Origin of the sequence: Celeribacter ethanolicus, from assembly GCF_001550095.1 — a bacterium.
GTDB classification, from domain to species: Bacteria; Pseudomonadota; Alphaproteobacteria; order Rhodobacterales; family Rhodobacteraceae; genus Celeribacter; species Celeribacter ethanolicus.
In genome coordinates, this window is the sequence record NZ_LRUC01000010.1 from 22,168 (window position 1) to 45,989 (window position 23,822).

Annotated in this window: 25 protein-coding genes; 8 read left to right on the forward strand and 17 right to left on the reverse strand. The window is 63.1% G+C overall.

The annotated features are described in order from the left end of the window. Nucleotides 1-22: 22 nt before the first annotated feature. Nucleotides 23-1,258, reverse strand: coding sequence for a sigma-54-dependent transcriptional regulator (locus NH195_RS04500; protein ID WP_066703779.1), 1,236 nt, complete (start codon nucleotides 1,256-1,258; stop codon nucleotides 23-25). After that, on the reverse strand, nucleotides 1,242-3,068 hold the full coding sequence (locus NH195_RS04505; RefSeq protein WP_238379692.1) for a sensor histidine kinase: 1,827 nt from the start codon (nucleotides 3,066-3,068) through the stop codon (nucleotides 1,242-1,244). Before NH195_RS04505 ends, NH195_RS04500 begins: the two co-directional genes overlap by 17 nt. Before the next feature lie 60 nt (nucleotides 3,069-3,128). Between NH195_RS04505 and NH195_RS04510 the strand changes: the two genes are divergently transcribed. From NH195_RS04510 to lexA, 5 genes are all read left to right on the forward strand, one after another. Continuing rightward, nucleotides 3,129-4,310 (forward strand): cytochrome P450, encoded by a 1,182-nt coding sequence (locus NH195_RS04510; RefSeq protein WP_066703785.1) that lies wholly within the window; start codon nucleotides 3,129-3,131, stop codon nucleotides 4,308-4,310. A gap of 118 nt (nucleotides 4,311-4,428) precedes the next feature. Continuing rightward, the gene (gene trpC / locus NH195_RS04515) at nucleotides 4,429-5,229 is read left to right on the forward strand and encodes an indole-3-glycerol phosphate synthase TrpC (RefSeq protein ID WP_066703788.1); all 801 of its coding nucleotides are present in this window, start codon (nucleotides 4,429-4,431) and stop codon (nucleotides 5,227-5,229) included. Next, nucleotides 5,229-5,717, forward strand: coding sequence for a cyclic pyranopterin monophosphate synthase MoaC (gene moaC / locus NH195_RS04520; protein ID WP_066703791.1), 489 nt, complete (start codon nucleotides 5,229-5,231; stop codon nucleotides 5,715-5,717). The genes trpC and moaC overlap by 1 nt, the downstream gene beginning before the upstream one ends. Continuing rightward, nucleotides 5,718-6,890: a molybdopterin molybdotransferase MoeA gene (locus NH195_RS04525; RefSeq protein WP_066703794.1), complete on the forward strand. Its 1,173-nt coding sequence runs from the start codon at nucleotides 5,718-5,720 to the stop codon at nucleotides 6,888-6,890. It begins immediately after the preceding gene. Nucleotides 6,891-7,272: 382 nt separating this feature from the next. After that, a complete protein-coding gene (gene lexA / locus NH195_RS04530; RefSeq protein WP_066703797.1) occupies nucleotides 7,273-7,992 on the forward strand; it encodes a transcriptional repressor LexA in 720 nt (239 codons plus the stop codon). A 57-nt stretch (nucleotides 7,993-8,049) separates the two neighbouring features. On the opposite strand, the gene NH195_RS04535 is transcribed toward lexA, so the two are convergent. Continuing rightward, nucleotides 8,050-10,215, reverse strand: coding sequence for a ComEC/Rec2 family competence protein (locus NH195_RS04535; RefSeq protein WP_238379693.1), 2,166 nt, complete (start codon nucleotides 10,213-10,215; stop codon nucleotides 8,050-8,052). 81 nt (nucleotides 10,216-10,296) lie between these two features. Here NH195_RS04535 and gltX point away from each other — a divergent pair, with 81 nt between their 5' ends. Both gltX and NH195_RS04545 read left to right on the forward strand, forming a co-directional pair. Further along, nucleotides 10,297-11,739, forward strand: a complete 1,443-nt coding sequence (gene gltX / locus NH195_RS04540; protein WP_066703800.1) for a glutamate--tRNA ligase — start codon at nucleotides 10,297-10,299, stop codon at nucleotides 11,737-11,739. A gap of 246 nt (nucleotides 11,740-11,985) precedes the next feature. Continuing rightward, nucleotides 11,986-13,284, forward strand: coding sequence for a citrate synthase (locus NH195_RS04545; protein ID WP_066703803.1), 1,299 nt, complete (start codon nucleotides 11,986-11,988; stop codon nucleotides 13,282-13,284). 79 nt (nucleotides 13,285-13,363) lie between these two features. Here NH195_RS04545 and NH195_RS04550 read toward each other — a convergent pair whose 3' ends face one another. Further along, entirely contained in the window at nucleotides 13,364-13,816 is a 453-nt protein-coding gene (locus NH195_RS04550; protein ID WP_066703806.1) for a hypothetical protein, read from the reverse strand. Between the two features lie 70 nt (nucleotides 13,817-13,886). Here NH195_RS04550 and NH195_RS04555 point away from each other — a divergent pair, with 70 nt between their 5' ends. Then, entirely contained in the window at nucleotides 13,887-14,327 is a 441-nt protein-coding gene (locus NH195_RS04555) for a MarR family winged helix-turn-helix transcriptional regulator (RefSeq protein WP_066703808.1), read from the forward strand. Between the two features lie 7 nt (nucleotides 14,328-14,334). On the opposite strand, the gene NH195_RS04560 is transcribed toward NH195_RS04555, so the two are convergent. The 13 genes from NH195_RS04560 to murI all read right to left on the reverse strand — a co-directional run bounded on the left by NH195_RS04560 (nucleotide 14,335) and on the right by murI (nucleotide 23,822). After that, a complete protein-coding gene (locus tag NH195_RS04560; protein ID WP_066703811.1) occupies nucleotides 14,335-15,111 on the reverse strand; it encodes an enoyl-CoA hydratase-related protein in 777 nt (258 codons plus the stop codon). Nucleotides 15,112-15,190: 79 nt separating this feature from the next. Beyond that, complete coding sequence (locus NH195_RS04565; RefSeq protein ID WP_066703814.1) at nucleotides 15,191-15,754, reverse strand: DUF2087 domain-containing protein; 564 nt, start codon at nucleotides 15,752-15,754, stop codon at nucleotides 15,191-15,193. A gap of 233 nt (nucleotides 15,755-15,987) precedes the next feature. Beyond that, nucleotides 15,988-16,440: a cytochrome c-type biogenesis protein gene (locus tag NH195_RS04570; RefSeq protein ID WP_066703817.1), complete on the reverse strand. Its 453-nt coding sequence runs from the start codon at nucleotides 16,438-16,440 to the stop codon at nucleotides 15,988-15,990. Continuing rightward, nucleotides 16,437-18,407, reverse strand: a complete 1,971-nt coding sequence (locus tag NH195_RS04575) for a heme lyase CcmF/NrfE family subunit (protein ID WP_066703819.1) — start codon at nucleotides 18,405-18,407, stop codon at nucleotides 16,437-16,439. Before NH195_RS04575 ends, NH195_RS04570 begins: the two co-directional genes overlap by 4 nt. Before the next feature lie 172 nt (nucleotides 18,408-18,579). Further along, entirely contained in the window at nucleotides 18,580-19,014 is a 435-nt protein-coding gene (locus tag NH195_RS04580) for a hypothetical protein (RefSeq protein WP_066703822.1), read from the reverse strand. Continuing rightward, nucleotides 19,011-19,157 carry a hypothetical protein gene (locus NH195_RS21080; protein WP_155846074.1) on the reverse strand — a complete coding sequence of 49 codons (147 nt, stop codon included), beginning with the start codon at nucleotides 19,155-19,157 and terminating at the stop codon, nucleotides 19,011-19,013. The genes NH195_RS04580 and NH195_RS21080 overlap by 4 nt, the downstream gene beginning before the upstream one ends. Next, entirely contained in the window at nucleotides 19,157-19,339 is a 183-nt protein-coding gene (locus NH195_RS04585) for a hypothetical protein (RefSeq protein WP_238379694.1), read from the reverse strand. Before NH195_RS04585 ends, NH195_RS21080 begins: the two co-directional genes overlap by 1 nt. Beyond that, nucleotides 19,332-19,931 carry a holin family protein gene (locus tag NH195_RS04590; protein WP_066703828.1) on the reverse strand — a complete coding sequence of 200 codons (600 nt, stop codon included), beginning with the start codon at nucleotides 19,929-19,931 and terminating at the stop codon, nucleotides 19,332-19,334. The genes NH195_RS04585 and NH195_RS04590 overlap by 8 nt, the downstream gene beginning before the upstream one ends. Beyond that, nucleotides 19,922-20,533, reverse strand: a complete 612-nt coding sequence (locus tag NH195_RS04595; protein WP_066703831.1) for a holin-associated N-acetylmuramidase — start codon at nucleotides 20,531-20,533, stop codon at nucleotides 19,922-19,924. The genes NH195_RS04590 and NH195_RS04595 overlap by 10 nt, the downstream gene beginning before the upstream one ends. A gap of 148 nt (nucleotides 20,534-20,681) precedes the next feature. Further along, the gene (locus tag NH195_RS20755; protein ID WP_238379695.1) at nucleotides 20,682-21,263 is read right to left on the reverse strand and encodes a thermonuclease family protein; all 582 of its coding nucleotides are present in this window, start codon (nucleotides 21,261-21,263) and stop codon (nucleotides 20,682-20,684) included. A gap of 115 nt (nucleotides 21,264-21,378) precedes the next feature. Then, a complete protein-coding gene (gene ccmE / locus NH195_RS04605) occupies nucleotides 21,379-21,822 on the reverse strand; it encodes a cytochrome c maturation protein CcmE (RefSeq protein ID WP_081423795.1) in 444 nt (147 codons plus the stop codon). A gap of 30 nt (nucleotides 21,823-21,852) precedes the next feature. Beyond that, a complete protein-coding gene (gene argC / locus NH195_RS04610; protein WP_066703836.1) occupies nucleotides 21,853-22,881 on the reverse strand; it encodes an N-acetyl-gamma-glutamyl-phosphate reductase in 1,029 nt (342 codons plus the stop codon). Between the two features lie 128 nt (nucleotides 22,882-23,009). After that, nucleotides 23,010-23,822, reverse strand: a complete 813-nt coding sequence (gene murI, locus NH195_RS04615) for a glutamate racemase (protein ID WP_066703838.1) — start codon at nucleotides 23,820-23,822, stop codon at nucleotides 23,010-23,012.

Consider the following 23,822-nt stretch of genomic DNA (forward strand, 5'->3'; position numbering starts at 1 on the left):
CTTTTGCAGAACGCAAAGGACGTCAGGCGCGATACTCCTCCGCCCTCACCCCATGCCGCGTCAGCTTGTCGTAGAAGGTCTTGCGCGGCAGTTTGAGACCCTTGGCCGCCTCCGTCGCATTGCCCTTGTGACGTTGCAGCGACGCGATCAACAGAGACCGCTCGACCTGCGCCAGTTGCTCCGCAAGCCCCAGCTCCTCCTGCGCCTCCCCCTCCGTCAGCCCCATGGCGAACCGCATCGCCGCGTTCATCAGGGAGCGCGCATTGCCCGGCCAGTCCTGCGCCATCAGGCGGGAGATGACATCGGGCGTAATTTCCGGCACCGGCAGGTCGCTCTGTTCGCAGGCGATGTTGACGTAATGCCGGAACAGCACCGGAATGTCCTCGCGCCGCTCGCGCAGCGGCGGAATGCGGATCACCGCCGCCTCCAGCCGGTAAAACAGATCGGGCGAAAACCGCCCCGCGCCCGCCTCAGCCGAGAGATCGGCATAGGTCCCGGCGATGAGACGCGGCCGATCGTGGGTTTCCAAAAGCTCCAGCAGCGCGAATTGCGCCGGGCTGGTGAGCTGTACGATCTCGTCGAGGAACACCGATCCGCCCTCCGCCTGAGCAAAAGCCTGCACCAGCGTATCGGGCGTCATCGCCGAGGCGGAGAATTTCAGGAAAGGTGCCATCGAACCCGCCGACAAAAGATGCACCACCTCGGCCATCTTCGCCGTCCCCACCCCCGGCTCGCCGGTCACCAGAACGTCGGAGGCCGAACGCGCCACGGTTCGCGCCGCATCCCGCATCTTTACCGACATCTCGGAGGTACCCCGGAGCAGGCGCGCAGCGGCATCGCCCTGCTCCACCTGCCGCTTGAGGCGACGGTTCTCCAACACAAGCGCGCGGGTTTTCAACGCCTTCTCGACCACCGCGATCAGGTCCTTGGGCGCGCAGGGTTTTTCCAGAAAATCGAACGCGCCCGAGGAAATCCCCCGCACCGCCATCGGCACGTCGCCCTCTCCGGTCAGCAGGATCACCGGCAGTTCCGGGTCCACCTTCTGGGCGAAGTCCAAAAGCGCAAAGCCATCCTTGCCGGGCATGCGGATGTCGGACACCACCACACCGGGAAACTCGCGCGAAATGTGATCTTTGGCCTCGATGTAACTGCCCGCCAGCGTCGGCACCAGATCGGCCAGTTCCAGCGTCTGCCCCAAGGCCTCACGCACCGAGGCGTCGTCATCGACCAGAAGTACGCGTTCAATATGTGCCATCATGGACCTCCTGCCCGCCCATAGTTCCGCTGACATCGGCGGGCTGCAATTCGATGGTGAACACCGCCCCGCCCTCGGGGCGGTTCTCGCCGCGGATGCGCCCTCCGAAGCTCTGCACCAGCCCGTAGGAGATCGACAGACCAAGCCCCATGCCCTGCGCCGCGCCCACCTCTTTCGTGGTATAGAACGGGTCGAAGATCTTTTCCGGCTCGGCAATCCCCGGCCCGCTGTCCGCCACCGTGAGGCGCGTCGGATCGCCACCCGTCTCGCCCTCAACAGCCCCCGGGACCAGACGGATCGTGATGTGCTTGTCTTCCACATCCATCATCGCGTCGACCGCGTTCGACAGAAGGTTCATCACCACCTGCTGAAGGCGCACCTCGCCGCCCCGCACCCAGACCTGCGCCACCGGCGTCCAGTCAAGCGTCACGCCCGCCCGCGAAATCTTGCCCTGCGTCATCTCCAGCGCCGCCTCGATCACACCGGTCAGTTCGACATTGGTCGCGGTCTCCGGTTCCTGGCGGGCAAAGGCACGCAGGTTCTTGATGATCCGTCCCATCCGGCGCGCCAGTTCGGAAATGCGCCCGAGATTGTCGGCGGCCTTTTCCGGCCTGTCGCGTTCGAGAAAAGCCTGGGCATTCTCGGCAAAGGACCGGATCGCCATCAACGGCTGATTGAGCTCATGGCTGATCCCCGCCGACATCTCGCCCAGCGCCGAGAGTTTCCCCGCCTGCACCAGATCGGCCTGCGCACGCTTGAGCCGGGCCTCTGCCTCGTGACGTTCATGCACCTCGTGCTGCAACTCCCGGTTGGCGATCTCAAGTGCCTCGGTCCGCGCCGCCACCCGTGCCTCAAGCCGGGCATTGGCCTCCGCAAGCGTCCGCCGTCGTTCCATGGTGAAGAACAGAAAAGCCGCGAAGACCAAGGCCAGAGCGGCGGCCAGCCCCGCCTGCAACCCCGCCTGCGCGATGACCGGGTGCAGATCCAGCAAAAGCTCCGCAGTCAGCCCGACGACCGGCAGAGGTTTCGTCAGATGCAGCGCCGGTGACGGGATGTAGGGGCCCATGTCATGGGTCCAGATGTCGTGCCCTGCCAGAAGATGCGTCCCCCGCACCGGCAAAGCCCCGCCCAGGCCGCCCCTGAGGATCAACTCGGAGCGATTGGCCACGAAGATCACACCATAGTCATCGGTGAAATAGATTGCCGACGGCTCCGACGGCCAGCCCCATTCCAGTAATCCGATGTCGACGGACACCAGAACGGCGGCCACCGGCGGCCCCTCGGGCGAGAACACCGGGGCTGCGAACATGTAGCGGCGGCGTGCTTCCGGATCTACGAAATGCGCGATGCCCAGCGCTCCGTCCAGCGCCCGCGTCAGCGCTGCCTGCGCGCCTTTCGGCAAGTGGCTTTCGCCTGCGCTCGCCAGCACCTCTCCCGTGGTCGAGACCACCATCATCGACGACGCCCCGGTCTTGTCCACCACCCCCTGCAACAGGGCATCGGCGTCAAGCGCCCCGCCATCGGCAGGCGCCGTAACCCGCGCCGTCACCGTCGGGTGATCGGACAAGAACACCGCCAGCTCGCGATAGCGTTGCAGCCCGGTGGTCAGACGATCTGCGGAAAGCGTCAGATCCGACGTGCCCCGCGCCGCCGCCTGATCGAGGGCGGCGCGAAAGGAAAACCCGAACACACCCAACCCGAAGATCGCCACGACAATCAGCCCGGCAAGAGCCGTAAACACCCGGCGGCGGGCGGCATGGCGCTCGGCCTCCGCAGAGGGCGCGCCGGCATGAGGCATTTCCTGTGACGTCATGTCCGGGACTCTAGAAACTCCCGCTTGCAAAGGGAAGCGCTTGCGATCACCTTCCCGGCCATGAAACGCTTCGCCCTCTCCCCCTCCGACCCCGATTTCGTCCAAAACCCCTACCCGTTCTACGACCGTCTGCGCGCGGGCGGCAAGATGGTGTTCTGGGAGGACCTGAACCTGCCCGTGGTGGCGGGCTATGACGGGGTGTCGATGGCCTTGCGCGACAACCGCTTTGGCCGGGAGGCCCCCGAGGGCTTCGAACCCGACATCCCCGCCCATCTGCGCGCCTTTTACGACATCGAGGATCACTCGATGCTGGAACTCGAAGGCGAGCGGCACACAAGGCTGCGCTCGCTGGTGCTCCGCGCTTTCACCTCGCGGCGGATCAAGGCGCTGATCCCGGACCTCGAAGAGATCACCAACGATCTCATCGACCGCTTTCCCGATGAGGAATTCGATCTCATGCCCGCCTTTGCGAAAATGGTGCCGGTGCGGATCATCTGCCGCCTGCTGGGCGTGCCCGAAGAAATGTCGGACCAGCTCCTGACATGGTCCAACGCCATGGTCGCGGTCTACACGCCCAATCGGACCCGAGAGATCGAAGACGCCGCCGCCAGAGCCGCCACCGAGTTTTCCGACTTCATGCGCTCCTACGTCGAGGAGCGGCGTTCCAAACCCGCCGATGATCTGATCACCTCACTGATCGCCGCCGAACAGGATGGCGAAAAACTGACCACCGATGAGCTGATCACCACCTGCATTCTCCTGCTGAACGCCGGTCACGAAGCCACCGTCCACAGCCTCGGCATCGCGGTGAAAACCCTTCTGGAACAGAACACGCCGCGCGAATTCCTCTCGGATGACAAGATCGACGGCACCATCGAAGAGCTCCTGCGCTTCGATCCGCCACTGCACCTGTTTCAACGCTGGGTCTATGAGGACACCAGTTTCCTAGGCCAACCGCTCAAACGCGGCGACAAGATCGGGCTTCTGCTCGGTGCCGCCAACCGCGACGACGACACATGGGACGATCCCGACCGCTTCGATCCGACCCGCAAGGTGAAACAGAACACCTCCTTCGGCGCGGGCATCCATTTCTGCGTCGGCGCGCCTCTCGCCCGCTTGGAGATGCGCGTTGCCCTGCCGCTCCTGTTCGAGCGCTGCCCGAATATCTACCTCACCGAACCACCGGTCTACGCCGACACATGGCATTTTCACGGCCTAGCACGTCTCAGGGTACGCACCTAGGCTTTCTGATGGCCCAAATACTCATGGCGCAACAGTGAGTATTTACCCCATCAGAAAACCCTCAAAGTGGCCCTTTGCCATCTTCCCTAAATCGCCCCTGCAAGGTATCTCTGCCCCCATGTCCAACGTTCTCGATAAAATCAAAGCCTATAAGCTCGAAGAAGTGGCCGCGGCGAAGCAATCCGTGAGTCTGTCCGATCTTGAAGCCGAAGCCTCCGCCCAAAGCCCCACGCGCGGCTTTGCCAAGGCGCTGCAAACAGCCGCACAGACCGGCTACGGGTTGATTTCCGAGGTCAAGAAAGCCTCCCCGTCCAAGGGCCTCATCCGCCCGGATTTCAATCCGCCTGCCATCGCCCGCGCCTATGAGGCCGGCGGCGCGACCTGTCTGTCGGTCCTGACCGATGCGCCATCGTTTCAGGGCGCGCCCGAGTTCCTGAAAGCCGCCCGCGCCGAGGTCTCCCTGCCGGTTCTGCGCAAGGATTTCCTCTATGACACCTATCAGGTGGCCGAGGCCCGCGCCTGGGGTGCCGATGCGATCCTGATCATCATGGCCTCCGTCGACGATGCGCTGGCCGCCGATCTGGAAGACGCCGCTTTCGGTTACGGCATGGACGTTCTGATCGAGGTGCATGACGCAGAGGAGCTGGACCGCGCGCTCAAGCTCAAATCCCCGCTTCTGGGCGTCAACAACCGCAACCTCAAGACTTTCGAGACCACGCTCGACACCACGCGGGAGCTGTCGAAACTCGTCCCGGCGGATCGCACGCTGGTCTGCGAAAGCGGGCTGTTCACGCCTGCGGACCTCGCCGATATGGCGGGTTACGGCGCGCGCTGTTTCCTCATCGGCGAAAGCCTGATGCGTCAGGACGATGTCGAGGCCGCGACCCGCGCGCTTCTCGCCAATCCGGTTCCGGCATAATGGCGGAGCTGACGCATTTCGACGGGGAAGGCCACGCCCATATGGTCGATGTCTCCGGCAAGGCCGTGACCGACCGGCTGGCCACCGCCGAGTCCGCCATAAAAATGACGCCCGAAACACTGGCGCTGGTGACCCAGGGCACGGCGAAAAAGGGCGACGTTCTTGGCGTGGCGCGGCTTGCGGGGATCATGGGGGCGAAACGCACCTCCGATCTGATCCCGCTCTGCCATCCGCTGCCGATCACCAAGGTAACGCTCGATCTGGAGCCGGACGAAAGCTTGCCCGGCATCCGCATTCGCGCCACCGTCAAGACCTCCGGCCAAACGGGTGTCGAGATGGAAGCGCTGACCGCCGCCACTGTCGCCGCGCTCACCGTCTATGACATGTTGAAGGCCGCCGAGAAGGGCATGGAGATCGTCCAGACCCGGCTTCTGCGCAAGGAAGGCGGCAAATCCGGGACTTATGAGATTTCTGGTGAGGCCAAGTAAATGATCACCGTCGATGAAGCGCTTGAAAACGTGTTCAAACTTTGCCATCCGCTCGGCACCGAACGCGTTCCTCTGCGCGAGGCATCGGGGCGGGTTTTGGCCGAAGATGCGATTGCGATGCGCGATCAGCCGCCCTTCGCCTCCTCCGCCATGGACGGCTACGGCGTTAAGGCCGATCATCCCTCGGTTGGCGACACCTTTACCGTCATCGGCGAAAGTGCCGCCGGTCATGGCTATGCGGGTCCGCTCAGTGATGGAGACGCGGTGCGCATCTTCACCGGCGCGCCGGTGCCAGAAGGCGTCACACGCGTGATTATTCAGGAAGACGTCTCCCGCGACGGCGATGTCATCACCGTCGCGGAAACGCTCTCCGGGAACCGTAACATCCGGCCCTTGGGGGGCGATTTCAAATCCGGTGACCGGCTGGCCGCCCCGCGCCGCCTGACGCCGCAGGACATCAACCTTCTCGCCGCGATGAACATCCCCGAGGTGACCGTCACGCGCCGCCCGGTCGTGGCGCTCATCGCCACTGGCGACGAATTGGTGATGCCCGGCGAGACGCCCGGCCCCTCGCAAATCATCGCCTCCAATTCCTTCGGCCTCGCCGCACTGATCGAAGCGGCGGGCGGCGTCGCCCGCATGCTGCCCATCGCGCCGGATGACGAAGATATGCTGGCCGCCACTTTCGCCATGGCCGAGGGGGCCGACATGATCGTCTCCATCGGCGGCGCCTCCGTGGGCGATCACGATCTGGTCGGCAAGGTGGCCGAAAAACTCGGCCTCGCGCGCGCCTTCTACAAGGTCGCCATGCGTCCCGGCAAACCGCTGATGGCGGGGTCGCTGAACGGGGCGGTGATGCTCGGCCTGCCCGGCAACCCCGTCTCGGCCATGGTCACGGCCCAGCTTTTCCTGCTGCCTGCGCTTACTGCGCTCTCAGGGCTCCCCCCTGCCCCGGCCCCACGCAGCAAAGCCTTGCTGTTGCAGGATATTTCCGAAAACGGCCCGCGCGAACATTACATGCGTGCGATCCTGACCGAGGACGGCGTGCAACCTTTCGACCGTCAGGACAGCTCGCTCATGTCCATCCTCTCGCAGGCCAACGCGCTCCTGGTGCGCCCGGTCGGCGATCCGGCGCGCAAGACGGGTGAAACCGTCGACGTGATCCGCCTGTAAAAAACCGTCTGCTCCCGACAAAATTAACTCCGTTTTAACCAAGCTGCACTCAACTCTCCTCAAAGGCGCAACAGATCGCTTTCTGGTGAGACGGAGAGGAACATTGACACATTTCGGGAACAGCGGTAGAACATTTTCAGAACACACGCAAAAACCCGTCTGGGGACTGACGGAAAGCGGTGGCCCCGTGGCCTTTGGTCGGAAAAGCGTCGGGACGAGCACTCCTCCCTCCGCCACCCCGATCAGAATGCGCATTTCCGGCCCCGTGGCTCCCATGCCGGTGCATTACATCCGGCGCTCAGACACAGGCTGGGTCACACAAGAGACAAACACCCTCTCGATGGCCGCGCCAGAACAGAGGACGGGACAGAGGAATGAGCCGATGCTGACGAAAAAACAGCTCCAGCTGCTGGACTTCATCAACACCAGACTTCAAAGGGACGGGGTTCCGCCCTCCTTCGATGAAATGAAAGAGGCGCTCGATCTGCGCTCTAAATCCGGGATTCACCGGTTGATCACGGCGCTGGAAGAGCGCGGCTTCATCCGCCGCCTTGCGCACCGTGCACGCGCCATTGAGATCGTCAAACTGCCTGAAAGCCTCGGCGGCGCGCCCACCGCGCCGACTGCGGCCCAGTCTGGCGGTTTCACGCCCCGCGTGATTGATGGCGACCGCCCGGATCACACGCCCCCCGCCGCGATGGAGATCGAGGCGGTGACCGCGATCAACCTCCCGATCATGGGCAAGATCGCCGCCGGCCTGCCGATCGAGGCGATCTCCGACGGGGCAATGAACGTGGCCGTACCGGGGTCGATGCTTTCGGGGCGCGGCAATCACTATGCGCTTGAAGTCAAAGGCGATTCCATGATCGACGCCGGGATCAACCACGGCGACATCGTGGTCATCCGCGAAACCAGTCAGGCCAGCAACGGCGACATCGTCGTTGCCATGGTCGAGGGCTACGAGACCACGCTCAAACGCTATCAACGCCAGGGCGACACGATCGCGCTTGAAGCGGCGAACCCGGCGTTCAAGACCCGCGTCCTGCCCGCCGATCTGGTCGAGGTGCAGGGCAAACTGGTGGGGCTGATCCGCAGCTATTGAGGCTCAACGCCCAAACGTCAGGAACCGCCGCAGTCAAATGTGGCGGTTTTCTCATGTTCACGGTGCGCCGCGCAAAGCCAGACGACCCATCCCGGTCCCCGCCTCATGGAACCGCAATCCCATGGCGGCGGGCAAAAGCCCGGCCCTCACCTCCCGCGCGGAGGGCGCATGTGCCCCACGCAACGCCGGTGTATTCCAGAGCCGCAGGCCCGAGGCGGCATAGGCGGTACGGATCGTGACCGTCTCGCCCGTCTGGGACACCGCGAGCGAGCCGCTCTGCCGCAACATGCCGAGATCGGCCAAAAGGCATCCCTCTGGCATATCCTCGTCCCAAAGCTGGTTCACAATGACCAGATCGGCCTCGGCGCAGGCCGCCCGCACCGCCTCCTGCCAGCCACGTCCGGTGACATGACGCACCCGGAGCGGCCCGACGTCCAAGGGCGGCATAGTGCGTGCAGCGGCACGTTCCTGATCCGGCAGATCGCCGTCATTCTCCAGCCAGACCGTTGCGGCAAACCCGCTGCCCTGCGCTTTCGACAGCGCACGTCCGTCCAGCCCCATCCGCCCAACCAGCGCCCCGTCGTCGGAGATCAATAGCGCCGGACGTTCGGCGACGCTCCAGAGCCAGAAGCCCCAGAGCACCGCGATCAGCCCGACATGCTGCGCCCGCCCGCGCCAGAGGATGACGAACAGCGCCCCCAGCGCAATCAACGGCAATGTGGCGTGCGGCGGCGACGGCAAACGGCTGACCGCACCCTCCCATGAGGACACGGTCTCGGCCACGAACAGAATCCAGCGGATGCCCCAGCCCATCACCGCCAGCCCCAGCGATTGCAGCCCGATGGGCGTCAGCACCAGCGCCAGCACCGCCGCCGGGATCACCATCGCCCCCATCAAGGGCACAGAGACCACATTGGCGATCAGCCCGAAATCCGCGATCCGGTTGAAATGCGCGGCGGCGACCGGCGCGGTGGCGATGCCCGCCACGCCGGAGGAGATCACGACCGTCGCGAGGCTGCGAAGCCACGACGGCCAAGACCACATCAGCCGCAACCGCCGAATGATGGAGAACACCGCGACGAGCGCCGTGGTGGCGGCAAAGGACATCTGGAAACCGGGTTCGGGGAGCACTTCGGGCTGGAGCGTCAGCAGGATCAACGCCGCGATGGCGACCGTGCGCAGCGAAATCGCCTGCCGGTCCAGCAGCACGGCGATCAGGATGACCGAGACCATGACAAAGGCCCGCTCGGTCGCGACATTGAACCCCGACAGCGCCAGATAGAACGCGCCCGCGAGGAGCGCCCCCCCGGCCGCCAGTTTCTTGATCGGCCATTTCAGCACCGCGCCGGGGATCATCGCGAGGCCCAGCCGCAGAGCAAAGAACACCACCCCGGTCAGAAGCCCCATGTGCAACCCGGAAATCGCCAGAAGATGCGATAGATTGGCACCCCGAAGCGCCTCCGCCGTGTCCTGTGAAATGCCCGCGCGATCCCCGGTCAGGATCGCGGCGGCGAAAGCGCCGGTCTGGCCGGGCAGTTTGGCTTGCAGATCCTGCGACAAAATCTGCCGCAGCCGGTGAATCCAGAGAACAGGGCTTGGATCGACCGGGGCGGCGCGCAAAACCGGCGTGCGCGTGTAGCCCACCGCGCCGAGGCGGTCGAACCAGGCCATGCGCTGAAAATCGAAGCCGCCCGGCTCGGTCGGCCCCGGCGGCGGCGAGAGATGCGCCGTCATGGCGAGGCGCAGCCCGGGTTCAGGAGCGACAAACGGCTGATCGCCATGCAGCGACACCCGCACCCGCGCGGGCGTGCGCCCCGGTGCCGTATCGCGCAGCACCACCCGGTCGAGCGTCAGGCGCAGCGCATCGGAGGCGGAGCGGTCGATCTTGATCACCCGCCCCTCCACCGGACCGTAATAGCGGTAATTCAGCACCGGTGCGGCGACACTCTGCGTGCGAAACCCGGCGATGAGCAACCCGGCCAGCACAAGCAGAAGCGCGGTTACGAAGGGCGCAATCTGCGGCGGCACACGCCAAAGCAGCAGGCCAAGCGCAACCGCACAGGCCAGCAAGACCACCAGCAGCGCACGCGAAGGTTCATTCGGCAGCGTGAAGAACAGGCCGATCCCCATGGCGTAAAACACCGGCGTCCAGAGGAACAGCCGCCCGCGTTGACCATCGACGATGTCGAGGGGGATCTGTGCCAGTTTCCTGAGGGCGCGCACCCTTGTTTCCCCTTCCGCCTTCCCTTATGCCCGGTGACGAAAAGCATCCGCCAACATGGTTACCAAAAGGTTAATCTTCCCATGTCCGATACCGCCGCCAAACCCGTCGTCACCCGCATCGCCCCTTCGCCCACCGGCGACATGCATATCGGCACCGCCCGCACGGCGCTGTTCTCCTGGCTCTATGCCCGGGGCCGTGGCGGCAAGTTCCTGCTTCGGATCGAGGACACGGACCGGGTGCGCTCGACCGACAGCGCGACCCAGGGCATTCTCGACGGCATGGCGTGGCTCGGGCTTGATTACGACGGCGAAGCGGTGAGCCAGTTCGAGCGCGCGGAGCGGCACGCCGAGGTGGCGCGCGAGATGTTGGAGATGGGCAAGGCCTATAAATGTTTCTCGACTCAGGACGAGATCGAAGCCTTCCGCGAAGAGGCCCGCGCCAGGAAGGAGAGCACGTTGTTCCGCTCGCCCTGGCGCGATGCCGACCCGTCGAGCTACCCGGACATGCCCTATGTGATCCGGGTGAAAGCGCCGCGCAAAGGCGTCACCGTGGTCAAGGACCGGGTGCAGGGCGACGTGACCTTCAAAAACGATCAGCTCGACGACATGATCCTGTTACGTTCGGATGGGACACCGACCTACATGCTGGCTGTGGTTGTGGACGATCAGGACATGGGCGTGACCCATGTGATCCGGGGTGACGATCACCTCGCCAATGCCGCACGTCAGATGACAATCTACAACGCGATGGGCTGGCCGGTGCCGGTCTATGCTCATATCCCGCTGATTTTCGGGCCGGACGGCAAGAAAATGTCGAAACGTCACGGCGCGGTCGGCGTGAAGGAATATCAGGCCATGGGCTACCCGGCGGCAGGGATGCGCAACTACCTCGCGCGGCTCGGCTGGTCGCATGGAGATGACGAATTTTTCACCGATGCGCAGGCGCAGGCATGGTTCGATCTCGATGGAATCAACAAGGCTCCGGCGCGGTTTGACACCAAGAAACTCGAAAACATCTGCGGCCAGCATATCGCGATCATGGCGGATGCTGAAATCTTGAGCGAAATCGAGGGCTACCTCGCGGCGGCGGGCGAACCCGCCCTGACATCGCAGCAAAAAGAGCGACTGGGCGCGGCGCTCGATTGCGTCAAGGGGTCGAGCAAAACCTACCCGCAACTTCTTGAAAAGGCACGTTTTGCACTGATATCGCGGCCCGTCGACATGGACGAGAAAGCGGAAAAACAACTGGGGTCTGTATCCAACGGTATACTGGAAGAATTGACGCCGCACCTGCAAAGTGCTAGCTGGGAGCGCGACGCATTGGAGGAGGCTGTCGGCCGCGTGATGGAAGCAATGGAGCTCGGGTTCGGCAAGGTCGCCGGCCCCTTGAGATCCGCCCTCGCCGGCCGTGCGGTCACCCCGAGCGTGCTCGACATGATGCTGGTACTTGGCCGCGAGGAGAGCCTCGCCCGGATCGGCGATTTCATGAGGATCAGCGCGCAGGCGGCGGCGCAAGAGGAGTGACCGGGGCGTTCTAGAGACGGTCACGTGCGAAATTCAGGCCGGAACCCCGTTCCGGTCAGGCCCCGGCCCAGAAGCGCTTCCGGCGCTCTGGCCCAAGGCTCGGAATCGGTCCCTCCCGAGTTTACGGGACGGGACCTAGCCAAGACGGTGTCCGGGATCCGCCCGGGCGTCCGCGTGACCACCAGCGGAATTTCCGCCGCCTGCAAAAGCAGCGCGGGGAAGTCACCGCCAACCGAAGGAACCACCATGGCAGACACTCAGAAGACTGCGACCCTGACGCTCGACGGAACCTCTTACGAGCTTCCCGTCCTTTCCCCGACCGAGGGGCCCGACGTCATCGACATCCGCAAGCTTTACGGCCAGGCCGATGTGTTCACCTTTGACCCCGGCTTCACCTCCACCGCCTCCTGCGAAAGCTCGATCACGTTCATCGACGGCGAAGAAGGTGTGCTTTTGCACCGCGGTTACACGATCGGCGATCTGGCCGAGAAATCCCACTTCCTCGAAGTCTGCTTCCTGCTTCTCTACGGGGAACTGCCGACTGCGGCCCAGATGGAGAAATTCGAGAACACTGTGACGCGCCACACCATGGTGCACGAACAGATGCTCAAATTCTTCACCGGCTTCCGTCGTGACGCCCACCCGATGGCCATCATGGTCGGTGTCGTTGGCGCCATGTCCGCCTTCTACCACGACTCCATCGACATCGCCGATGCGCATCAGCGCGAAGTCGCGACCATCCGTCTGATCGCGAAAATGCCGACCATTGCCGCGATGGCTTACAAATACACCATCGGCCAGCCCTTCGTGTATCCGCGCAACGATCTCGATTACGCCTCGAACTTCCTGCACATGTGCTTCTCGGTTCCGGCCGAGACCTATGAGGTGAACCCGATCCTGTCGCGCGCCATGGACCGTATCTTCACGCTCCATGCCGATCACGAACAGAACGCCTCGACCTCGACCGTGCGTCTCGCGTCCTCCTCGGGGGCCAACCCGTTCGCCTGTATCGCGGCTGGCATCGCCTGCCTCTGGGGTCCGGCACACGGTGGCGCCAACCAGGCCTGCCTCGAGATGCTGCGCGAGATCGGCACCGTGGATCGCATCCCGGAATACATCGCCCGCGCGAAAGACAAGAACGATCCGTTCCGCCTGATGGGCTTCGGCCACCGCGTCTACAAAAACTTCGACCCGCGCGCGACCGTGATGAAACAGTCCGCCGACGAAGTTCTGGAACTCCTGGGCATCGAGAACAACCCGACGCTTCAGGTCGCCAAGGAGCTTGAAAAACAAGCCCTGCAAGATCCGTATTTCGCCGAGAAGAAACTCTTCCCGAACGTCGACTTCTACTCCGGCATCATTCTCGAAGCGATGGGCTTCCCAACCGCGATGTTCACCCCGATCTTCGCCCTGTCGCGCACCATCGGCTGGATTTCCCAGTGGAAAGAACAGATCGAGGATCCGGCGATGAAAATCGGCCGTCCGCGTCAGCTCTACACAGGTCACGCCCAGCGTTCCTATGTGAACGTCGAAGACCGCGGCTGATCTTTCTCAGCCTTCGAAATTGGAAAACCCGCCGGAAACGGCGGGTTTTTCTTTGAGTATTTGCGCCATCGGAAAACCCTCAGGCGGCAGAGATCCGACGGCGGCCAAGCCGTATCCCGTCGCGCATATTCAGGCCCAGAAGCGTGATATTCGTCGCGCCCGCGAGCAATTCGACGCTCTGAATCACATAATAGACCGCCCCGCCCTGCCCCTGCATCGCAAGTGGCACAAGGATCAGGGCCGAGGGCACGAGGAACACCAGACCGTTGAACGCGATGAGCTTCATCCGCTTTTGTTTTGCGGCGATCAAAGGCCCGCGCATCCGCTGGCCGAGACGGTTGCCGCTGAACCCGGCCAAGATCAGCATCGGAATGAGCGCCAGAAGGCCCCAGGCGATGGAGAGCTTGGTCAGGGCGATCACGTATTTGTCGCCGATGATCAGAGTGATAACCGTGGCGCTCCAGTTGGCCAGAACGATCAGAAGCCCGGTTGCGCCGAAAAGCGCGTGAAGTTTGGGAAGGAAAGTCGGCATGATGAGTCTCCACTTATATAGCTTGCTATCTAATATTGCATAGCTTGCTATCATGCGTCAGACAAGCCCCATGACAGAGAGAGATTTCACCCGCACCTGTTCCGAAGGCTATCAGGTCAACCTGATGGCCCGCCTCTTCGCCCGCGCGCTTCAGGCACAGATCAAGCCTCTGGGGCTCTCGACCGGCACGTTTCCGGTGCTTCTGGCGCTTTGGGAGCGGGAGGGGCAGACCCAGCGCGAGCTGGTCACGGAGCTGGGCGTCGAGCAGGCGACCATGGCCAACACCCTGTCGCGGATGGAGCGCGACGGGCTGATCACGCGCCGCGCCCATGAGGCGGATGCGCGGGTTCAGACCGTGTGGCTCACGGAGCGGGCGAAGGGGTTGGAACAAGCGGCGACGGCGGCGGCGGGCGAGGTCAACGACCGGGCCATGGCCGGGCTGACGGAGCAAGAGCGCCAGACCTTCGCGGCGCTCCTGTCCCGTGTGATCGGCAACCTGTCAGATCATTGAGAGGGCGTTAACGCCCCTCGTATTTCGGTCTGCGCTTTTCAAGGAACGCCAGCACGCCCTCCTTGAAATCCCGCGTCTGGCCGCAATGGTTTTGCAGCTTCGCCTCAAGCGTCAGTTGCTGCTCCAGCGTATTGTCATAGGAGGCGTGCATCGCCTCCTTGATGTGGCGATAGGCCACCGTCGGCCCCTTCGCGAGATGTGCCGCACGAGCCTGCCAATGCGCCGAGAAATCCCCATCCGGCACCGCCTCGTAGATCATGCCCCAGCGCTCGGCCTGCGACGCCGTGACCTCATCGGCGAACAGCGCCGACCCCATGGCCCGCGCCATGCCGATGGTGCGTGGCAGGATATAGGTCCCGCCCGCGTCCGGCATGAGGCCGATGCGCGAAAACGCCTGTAGGAAGATCGCCGATTGCGTGGCGATCACCACATCGCAGGCCAGCGCCAGCGACGCCCCTGCTCCCGCCGCCACGCCGTTGACGGCGGCGATCACCGGCACCGGGCATTCGTGGATCGCGTAGAGCATCGGCTCGTATTCGTCGCGCAGCGTGCGTTCGAGATCGGCCGTCGCCGCATCCACCCCGTCGCCGAGATCCTGACCCGAACAAAACGCGTTGCCCTCCCCGGTCAGAACGATCACCCGCGCAGATCGCCCGGCATCGCGCACCGCATGGGTGATCTCGGCGCGCATCTGGGTGTTGAGCGCGTTTTTGACCGCCGGACGGTTGAGCGTCACGGTCGCGATGTCGTTGTCCAGCGTAAAGCGGATGGTCTCGTACTGCATGCGCGTCTCTCTCCCTGTTTGCGCGCCCAAGATAAGGGCTTGGCGGACAAAAGAAAGAGAGACGCTCCGTCAAATGCGCTCAGAGACCATAGAGAGACGAGGTCCGTTCCGGCACGCTCGGATTGGCGCTGCGGCGGCGGAGCACCTCGCGGATCACCGCCTGCGCCGTCGCATCGGGTTTCGCTTCAAGCCGGACATAGCGCGAGCCGTCGCGGTTGCGCTCCAGAAGCCCGTCCTCGATCAGCGAGCGCCGGATCTGCGCCGGATCACGGAAAGCGGTCATGCCGTCGAACAGTTCGGAAATCATCTTCTCGGTGAACACGGTACGCGGCGGCACCTGCGCCCAGAGCGCCCAAAGGCAATGCTGGCGCACCTTGCGTTTGGTGGACCAGCTCTCCAGCAAGCCCTCGGGCGTAAACCGCGCCAAAGCACGAGACACGGCCCGGCCCTCGACGGGTTCGACCGGGTCGGTGCCGGTTTGCGTGGCCTTAAGGTGCTGGAAATTGCGATACCCGCCCGCGCGGGCGATGGCATTGAGCAAACTCTGATGGCCGGGGATCGCGCCGCCATCGAATTCGGATTTCAGCACCCGCGCAAAGGCGGACACATCGGGAAGGGTGAGAGAAATAGTCTCACGAGTCATCGGTTCACTCCGTGGATCGCGTCAGATGTCGTGCGGGGAGCTGCCCTTGGCCCACGCCTGAGACGCGCGGAAAGACCGGAAGGTTTTATAAGAGCAGGTTCAGCTTACCCAAAAGGGCGGCAGCGACTCGGTGAACTGCGGACCGTGCGGACTGTATAGAAAACCCGCCGCTTTGTGTCCAGCGGCAGGGTTCCCGAGTATTTGCAGCAGCAAAGGAAACGCAAAGCGGTGCGTCACTCCTGCATCAGGCTCTCAAGCCGGGTCTTTTCCTCGTCGGTCAGTTCCGGGACGACCTCGCTCTCCTGCCCCCGGCGGCGGATGAAGGAAATGCCGATGCCAAGCGCGAGGATCAGCATCACCGGCCCCGCGATCCAGAGCACCTTGTTGGCGCCATTCATCGTCGGTTTCAGCAGCACGAATTCGCCGTAGCGGTCGACCACATAGTCCACCACCTCATCGTTCGTATCCCCCGCGACGAGACGTTCACGCACCAGAAGCCGCAGGTCTTTGGCGAGCGTGGCGTTCGATTCGTCGATATTCTCGTTGCGGCAGACGAGGCAGCGCAGACCTTGGGAAATATCGCGCGCACGGGCCTCCATCGCCGGGTCCGGCAGCACCTCGTCGGGCTGCACGGCCAAAACCGGCGTGGCGATCAGAAGTGCGAGGGCAAGAAGCAGACGTTTCATTCGGCGGGCACTCCCTTCGCTGCGCCATGGGCTTTGCGCGCGCCGACGCCGACGCGGTAGCGACGATCCGTGAGCGACAGCAGCCCACCGAAGGCCATGATGATCGTGCCGCCCCAGATCCAGTTGGCGAGCGGCTTGATATAGGTGCGCACCGCCCAGCCGCCATTCGACTGCACATCGCCGATCACCAGATAGACGTCACGCAGAAACCCGTTGTCGATGCCCGCTTCGGTCGTGGGCATCTGCGCCACCGGGTAGTTGCGTTTCTCCGGGTGGAGCGTCGCGACCTTCTTGTCGCCCTCGAACACCGACATGGTCGCCATGGTGGTGATATAGTTCGGCCCCTGCGCCCGCTCGACCTTTTCGAGCGCGATGGTATAGCCCGCCACCTCGAAGGTCTCGCCGACCTGCACCACGCGGATGTCTTCGACCGTCCACGCCGTCAGCCCGGCGATCCCCGCCATGGTGATGCCAAGCCCGCCATGAGCCAGCAGACGCCCCCAATCGGCCCGCGGCAGACGGGTGAGACGACCGAGATTAACGGTCTTGCCGGTGCGCAGCAAAAGATCCTGCACCGCCCCCGCCAGAAGCCATGTGCCAAGCGCGATGCCGACCGGACCCAAGAGCGTTTTCTCTGTCTGGATCGACCAGATCAGGCCAAGAACGGCGAAGGCGAGGACCATCGAGGGGATGAGTTTTTTCACGGTCGCCCCCATCCGCGCGCGTTTCCACGGCAGGATCGCCCCGATCGGCAAAAGGATCGCCAGAGCGACGAAAAACGGCGTAAAGGCGGCGTTGAAGAACGGCGCGCCGACGGAGAGTTTACGGCCCCAGAAGGCTTCTGCGATGAGCGGCCAGATCGTGCCGATGAAGACGACGAAGGACGACACCGCCAGCAGGATGTTGTTGATCACCAAGGCGCTTTCGCGGGAGACCAGTGAGAACACGCCCTTGGCCTGCATCGCATTGGCACGAATCGTGAAAAGCAGAAGCGCGCCGCCCATGAAGATCGCGAGGATCAAAAGAATGAACACGCCGCGCTCCGGATCGTTGGCAAAAGCATGGACGGAGGTGATCACCCCCGAACGCACGAGGAACGTCCCGATGAGCGAAAAGCCAAAGGCCATGATCGCCAGAAGGATGGTCCAGCTTTTCAGCGTCTCGCGTTTCTCGACGACGATGGCGGAGTGCAGCAAAGCGGCGGCAAAAAGCCATGGCATCAGCGAGGCATTCTCCACCGGGTCCCAGAACCAGAATCCACCCCAGCCAAGCTCGTAATAGGCCCACCAGGAGCCGAGCCCGATACCGATTGTCAGGAACACCCAGGCGGCCAAAGTCCACGGCCGGACCCAGCGGCCCCATGCGGCATCGACACGGCCTTCGAGCAGGGCGGCGACGGCGAAGGAGAAGGTCATGGAGAGGCCGACATAACCGAGATAGAGAAACGGCGGGTGAAAGGCGAGGCCGGGGTCTTGCAACAGCGGATTGAGATCGTCGCCGTTCATCGGCGGCATGGCGAGGCGCAGGAACGGGTTCGAGGTAAAGAGGATGAAGGCCAGGAACGCGACGCCGATCGAGCCCTGAACGCCGATCACCCGCGCCCGCAGTGTTGCGGGAAGATTGCCGCCAAACAGCGCCGCCGCCCCGCCGAACAGAGCAAGGATCAACACCCAGAGGAGCATCGAGCCCTCGTGGTTCCCCCAGACGCCCGAGACCTTGTAAAGCATCGGTTTGAGCGTGTGCGAGTTCTCGACCACCACCTTGAGCGAAAAGTCCGAGGTGACGAAGGCATAGGTCAGCGCGCCGAAGGAAAAGGCGATCAGCACAAGCTGGATCATCGCCGCCGGTTCGCCCACGGCCATCATGGCGCGGTTGCCGCTCTGCGCGCCCCAAAGCGGCAGGACGGTCTGCGCCAGAGCCACGAAAAAGGCCATGACGAGGGCAAAATGTCCGAGTTCTACAAGCATAGGCGCCTCCCTTTTGTCCGGTTTTACCCGCTCGCGGGCCGTCCGCCAATGGGCTGCGCGCGCGTGTCGCAAGGAAATGAAGGCCGGGGCACCGGGCCGTTCCCATCGCTCTGCCATAAAGAAAGGGGCCGCCCCCGGCCCCTTTCGCGTCCCTTCCCACCAACTTTTGCCCTCAGAGGATCAAAAGCACCCCGAAAGAGACGATCACCGCGCCGAACACCGGCCAGAGGAATTTGAGGCCCGAAAGCCCGAAGGTCCCCTGTATCACCGAAAAGTGAAGCACCGCGCCGGAGATCAGGAGCGACAGGAACAGAAACAGCGCCGCCGCCTCGATCCCCGCCACAGGGCCACAGAGCGGGCTTTGCAGGACCTGCATCGCCCACCACCAGCCGGTGGTCAGACCCGATCCGGCCCAGCTCAAAGACATGCCCAGCGCCAGAGGCGTGGCCCGCACCTGCCAGAGCCACAGAAACGTGCCGGAGATCATCAGCGCCATCAACGCGATGGCCCCGAAGCTCAGCACAAGCGCCTCCGCCACACCGAACATCGCCACCGCAACCGCCAAAACGCCCAGCACGACGCCATAGAGAGTAAGAACCTGTTTCATTGCTTCAACATCTCCTTCACGACGGCGTCGAGCGCATCCGCCGCTTCCCGGTTCCGTCTCAGCGCCGCGGTCAGGGCCTCGCCCAGCCATAGCTCCCGCAACGCCGCTTTCATCCTGTCGCAACGCATCCCGAACCTCCGCATCACGATCCTCCTCGGGGCAGACGCTCCCGGATCATCGTCGTCATCTCGATCAGGATCTGCGTGTTCTTATCCAGAACCCGCCGCGTCGCCTGATCCTTTTGCAGGTCGCGATAGAGCAGAAAAAACACCATGAGCACCCAGGGCCCGTGTTCAGCCAAAGCGCCAATCAGAGCCTCACTCATCACGTCCCTCCCTCCAGGCCGCAAGCGCAGGGTTCGGCGCCTCGGCACCCGGCACATCGACCTGAGCCTCCACGTCTGTGGCAGCCCATCCCGAGCCGGACGCAAGCCCCTGCCCCTGCGCGCCCGCATCGAGCGCCCGCAACGCGGCGATATTGGCCTGCACCACCGGGGCCTGCGCCATGGTCGAGGCGACAGAGCGTTGGAATTCCTGCGATTTCACCTGGTAACGCGCGCCGAAATAGAAGGACACGATGGTGCCCAACAGCCACCACAGAGGCTCCGGCACAAGCGCGATCCCCTGCATCCGCGAGGCAAACCAGATCGGATCGACCATGGCCGAGACGCAAAGCCCGATGGTGCCAAAAGCCATCAGCGGGCGCGGCACCCGGTTCAAGGCATCCATGAACCGGTCGAAATAGCCGGTGCGCGCCGTCGCGAATTCGCCCGCGAATTGCTGCATCGCCGCCGCGCGATAACCCGCTTCCCGCGCGCCGGCGTTTTCCTTGTTCTCAAAGAACACTTCGGCCGTGTCCTTCACCACATTGCGCCCGTCGCCGAACAGCGCGTCAAAAATCCGCCCAATCAGCCCCATGCCGCCACCCGCGCGGCATGCTCGGCCTCCGTCAGGTGATAGCGCGAGGAAATGAACTCTTCGGCGCGGGTGATCCAGCCGCCTTTGCCGCCATCCCGGCGTTTGGCATATTTGCGCGATCCCGGACGGCGATCCGCCAGCGCGTAATAGTAGTTGCGCCGGGCGATGCCGTAAGCGTCCGCAAGGTAATTCGGCGCCAGAGACTGGGCGATAAACGCCGCCTCGATGGTCTGCGGCCCGACCGCCCCGTCGATGGCGATGCGCTGACCCATGTCATTAAGAAGCCTCTGCAAAATCCGCACCGCATTGGCGCCCGCGTTGACATACATGTCGAACACGCTGGCTTGCAGCACTGGCGGCAATTCGTCGATCCGCGGTCCGTGAAAGTAATATTCGACAAAGATGTCCCGCGCCTTGTCGCGCGTCAGCCGTTTGACATCGGTCTCGCTCACCCGTCCGTTGCCATCGAGATCAAGCCCGATCCGCTGCATCGTACCAAGCGTCACCCCGTATTTCGTCGCCCCGCCCGGATCGTCGGGGTCGTTGACGTAGCCACCCTCGCGGGCGACGATTTCCATCGCGATTTGCTGTACTGTTTTCATCTGCCTCAATCCCACCAAATTGATGAGTTGAGGCTCGCGCAAAAAGGTTAACGCAGCCGGAGTTGGGCGTTCGGACAGCCTTTTAAAGGCAATTAACCGCCTTTAAACGCGGGAGAAAAAGCCGCGCATCGTGAAGAGATTGCAGTTCTCACTCGCTCTCTTTGCGCGCTTTCTGTTTGGCCTCAAACTTCTCCCAAACCTGCATCCGCCCCTTTTGACGCGCATCCGCAAGCCAGAGCTTTTGACGAACATCCGGCAGCTCCATGGATCTGTATGCTCCCCCTGAGAATTTCGCCCAGTCGATTGCGAGGCCCTGCTTGACCATCTCAGCCGACAAGTCCCGCCCATCGGGCAAGTAACACCGCGCAACCGTGCGGCCATGAGTGTCCACATCCGTCACCTCGGCGCGTATGGACTGACCTTTGCAAAGCTTAACCAAGGCCCATTTCGCTTTTTTGCCATAAGGATGGTTAAGCTCCGGCGCATCGACACCAAAGAGACGGATTTGGGTCTTGGCGATGGTCAGCGTATCGCCATCGACGACATAAGCGGTGCCCCGCAAGACGGGCTTTTCCAAAGCCTCTCTGGCCGTTTTTTCATTGAAGGGTGCAGGCTTCGGTGTTGGCCGATAGAGCGGCTTAGGCTCTGCCGGTTTAAACGCGCGACGCACGGCACGCCTCGCCTCTTTCCTGGCATTGCGAATGAAAAGACCGCCAATGACGATGGCCACGGCAAAAAGAAATTCAAACATGCTTCATTCCCCCCGGAATAGCGGGAATTGAAGGGGAGATTTTTTAAGATTTCAAGAAAAACACTTGCTGCGCTTGCAGCAGCAGAACAGAGGCTCAGCTCTCCGGCTCTTTATAGACCCCGGTCTCTTTCAGCGAGTCCATCACCTCTTTCGGCATATAGGTCTCGTCGTGTTTCGCCAGAATCTCGGTCGCCACAAAGGTGCCGCCGACCATCGACCCGGTGCCGATCATGCCCTGATTTTCGCCGAAGAGATCCGGCAACACGCCCTCGAAGGTCACCGGAATGGTCTCCGCCCCGTCGGTCACGGAGAAGGTCACATGGGTACCCTCGCCGCGCACCAGAGTGCCGTCTTCGACAAGCCCGCCCAAGCGGAAAATCTCGCCCGCACGCGGCGGCTCGGCCTTCACCTTCGACGGGTCGCGGTAGAGGTTGATCCCGTCGCGCATCGCATAGCCGATCATGCCGGTGGACAGCGCCAGCGCCACGGCGGCGACGGCAAAGACCTGAATGCGGCGCGTCTTTTTAAGGTTTTTCAAACCGGCCATGGGATCTCCTCCTCAGCTCCCTTACGGATACATGGGCACATTCATGAGACCCATGGTCTCATCGAGCCCCAGCATCAGGTTGGCGTTCTGAATGGCCTGACCGGACGAGCCTTTGGTCAGGTTGTCGATGGTGCCGATGACGATGGTGCGGCCCGGAATGCGGTCCTCCACCACGCCGATATGGCAGAAATTCGAGCCGCGCACATGTTTCATCGCGGGGGCCTGGCCGAAGGGCAGCACATGGATGAAAGGCTCGTTCATATAGGCATCGGCCAGCGCATAATGCACCGCGCTCGCTTCGCCCTGCACGTAAGCCGTGGCAAGGATGCCGCGCGTCGCGGGGATCAGGTTCGGTGTGAACTGGATGCGCACATCGCGGCCCGCGATCTTGGAAAACTCCTGATCGAACTCGCCCAGATGCCGGTGCTTGCCGCCGATGGAATAGCCGAAGGCGTTGTCTTCCAACTCGCCGTAAAGCAGGTGTTCCTTGAGCGAACGCCCGGCACCCGACACCGCCACCTTGAGATCGAGAATGATCTGGTCCAGATCAATCACCCCCGCCGCAATCAGCGGGCGCAGGATAAACTGGCCCGTCGCGGCATTACACCCGGTCCCGGCCACCAGACGCGCGGATTTGATCTCGTCGCGGTAGAATTCCGTGAGGCCATAAACGGCCTCTTTCTGGATCTCCACGGCGGAGTGCGGCTTGCCATACCATTTTTCGTATTCGCCCGGGTCGCGCAGCCGGAAATCCGCCGACAGATCGACCACTTTGGTGGTCGGCGGCAGCTCCTTGATCACCGCTTGCGAGGTCGCATGCGGCAGCGCGCAAAACGCCAGATCGACCGTGGCGAAATCAATGTCCTCGATCTTGCACAGCGCCGGAAGATCCATGTGACGCAGGTGCGGATAGACCTCAGCCATTTCCATCCCCGCCTTGCGGTCGCCAGACAGCGCCACGATCTCCATCATCGGATGGGTCGCGATCAGGCGGACAAGTTCGGCGCCCGTATAGCCGGAAGCTCCAAGAATGGCGATTTTATAGGTCATGTCGGTCGTCTCTCACATCGGCCCTGTCATGCCCTCACCAGCCGACAGGAGCCCTCAACTTAGAAGGATTCTGAATTTATCGCAATTGCGACGGGTGGGCGCAGGGCAAAGCCCCTCTCCCAAACCCGTCACGCCTTGGTGAACTCGACTTTTCGTCGCAGGAATTGCGTCGCGCCGCGGGCGACCTTCACCGGATCGCCCGTGGTCAGGAACATCGACTCGGTGCCCGGCCCGACCATCTGCGGATGGCGCGTCAGGTAATCGGCGAGCGACGAGGCCACCAGGTTGGCCTGGCTGAACACCTTCACATCCGCGCCCAAAGCCTCCTGAAAGGCCTCCTGCATGATCGGATAATGGGTACAGCCCAGAATGGCCGCGTCCGGCGTCGGCATCTTGCGTTTGAGCGCATCGACATGCGACCGCACCAAAGCGTCCGCCAGGATCATGTCGCCCTCTTCGATGGCATCGACGACACCACCACAGGCCTGCGCCTCGACATCGACGCCAATCGCCCGAAACGCCAGCTCACGCTGAAACGCGCGGGATGCCACGGTGGCGGGAGTCGCAAAAAGCGCCACGTGTTTCACCTCGACCTCGCGCGGTGGCGAGTTGTCGCCCCATTGCCGTTCGGTCAAAGCCTCGATCAGCGGCACGAAAACGCCCAACACCCGCTTGTCGCGGGGAATCCAGCTTTCCTGCATCCGTCTGAGCGCCGCCGCCGAGGCCGTGTTGCAGGCGAGGATCACAAGATCGCAGCCCGCCTCCCAGAGACGTTCCACCGCCGTCGTCGTCAGGTTGTAAATGTCATCGGCGGTGCGCACCCCGTAAGGCGCATGCGCATTGTCGCCGAAATAGACAAAGGGCACATCGGGAAGCCGCTTCGACACCGCATCGAGCACCGTCAACCCGCCCAAACCACTGTCAAAAATACCGACTGCCAT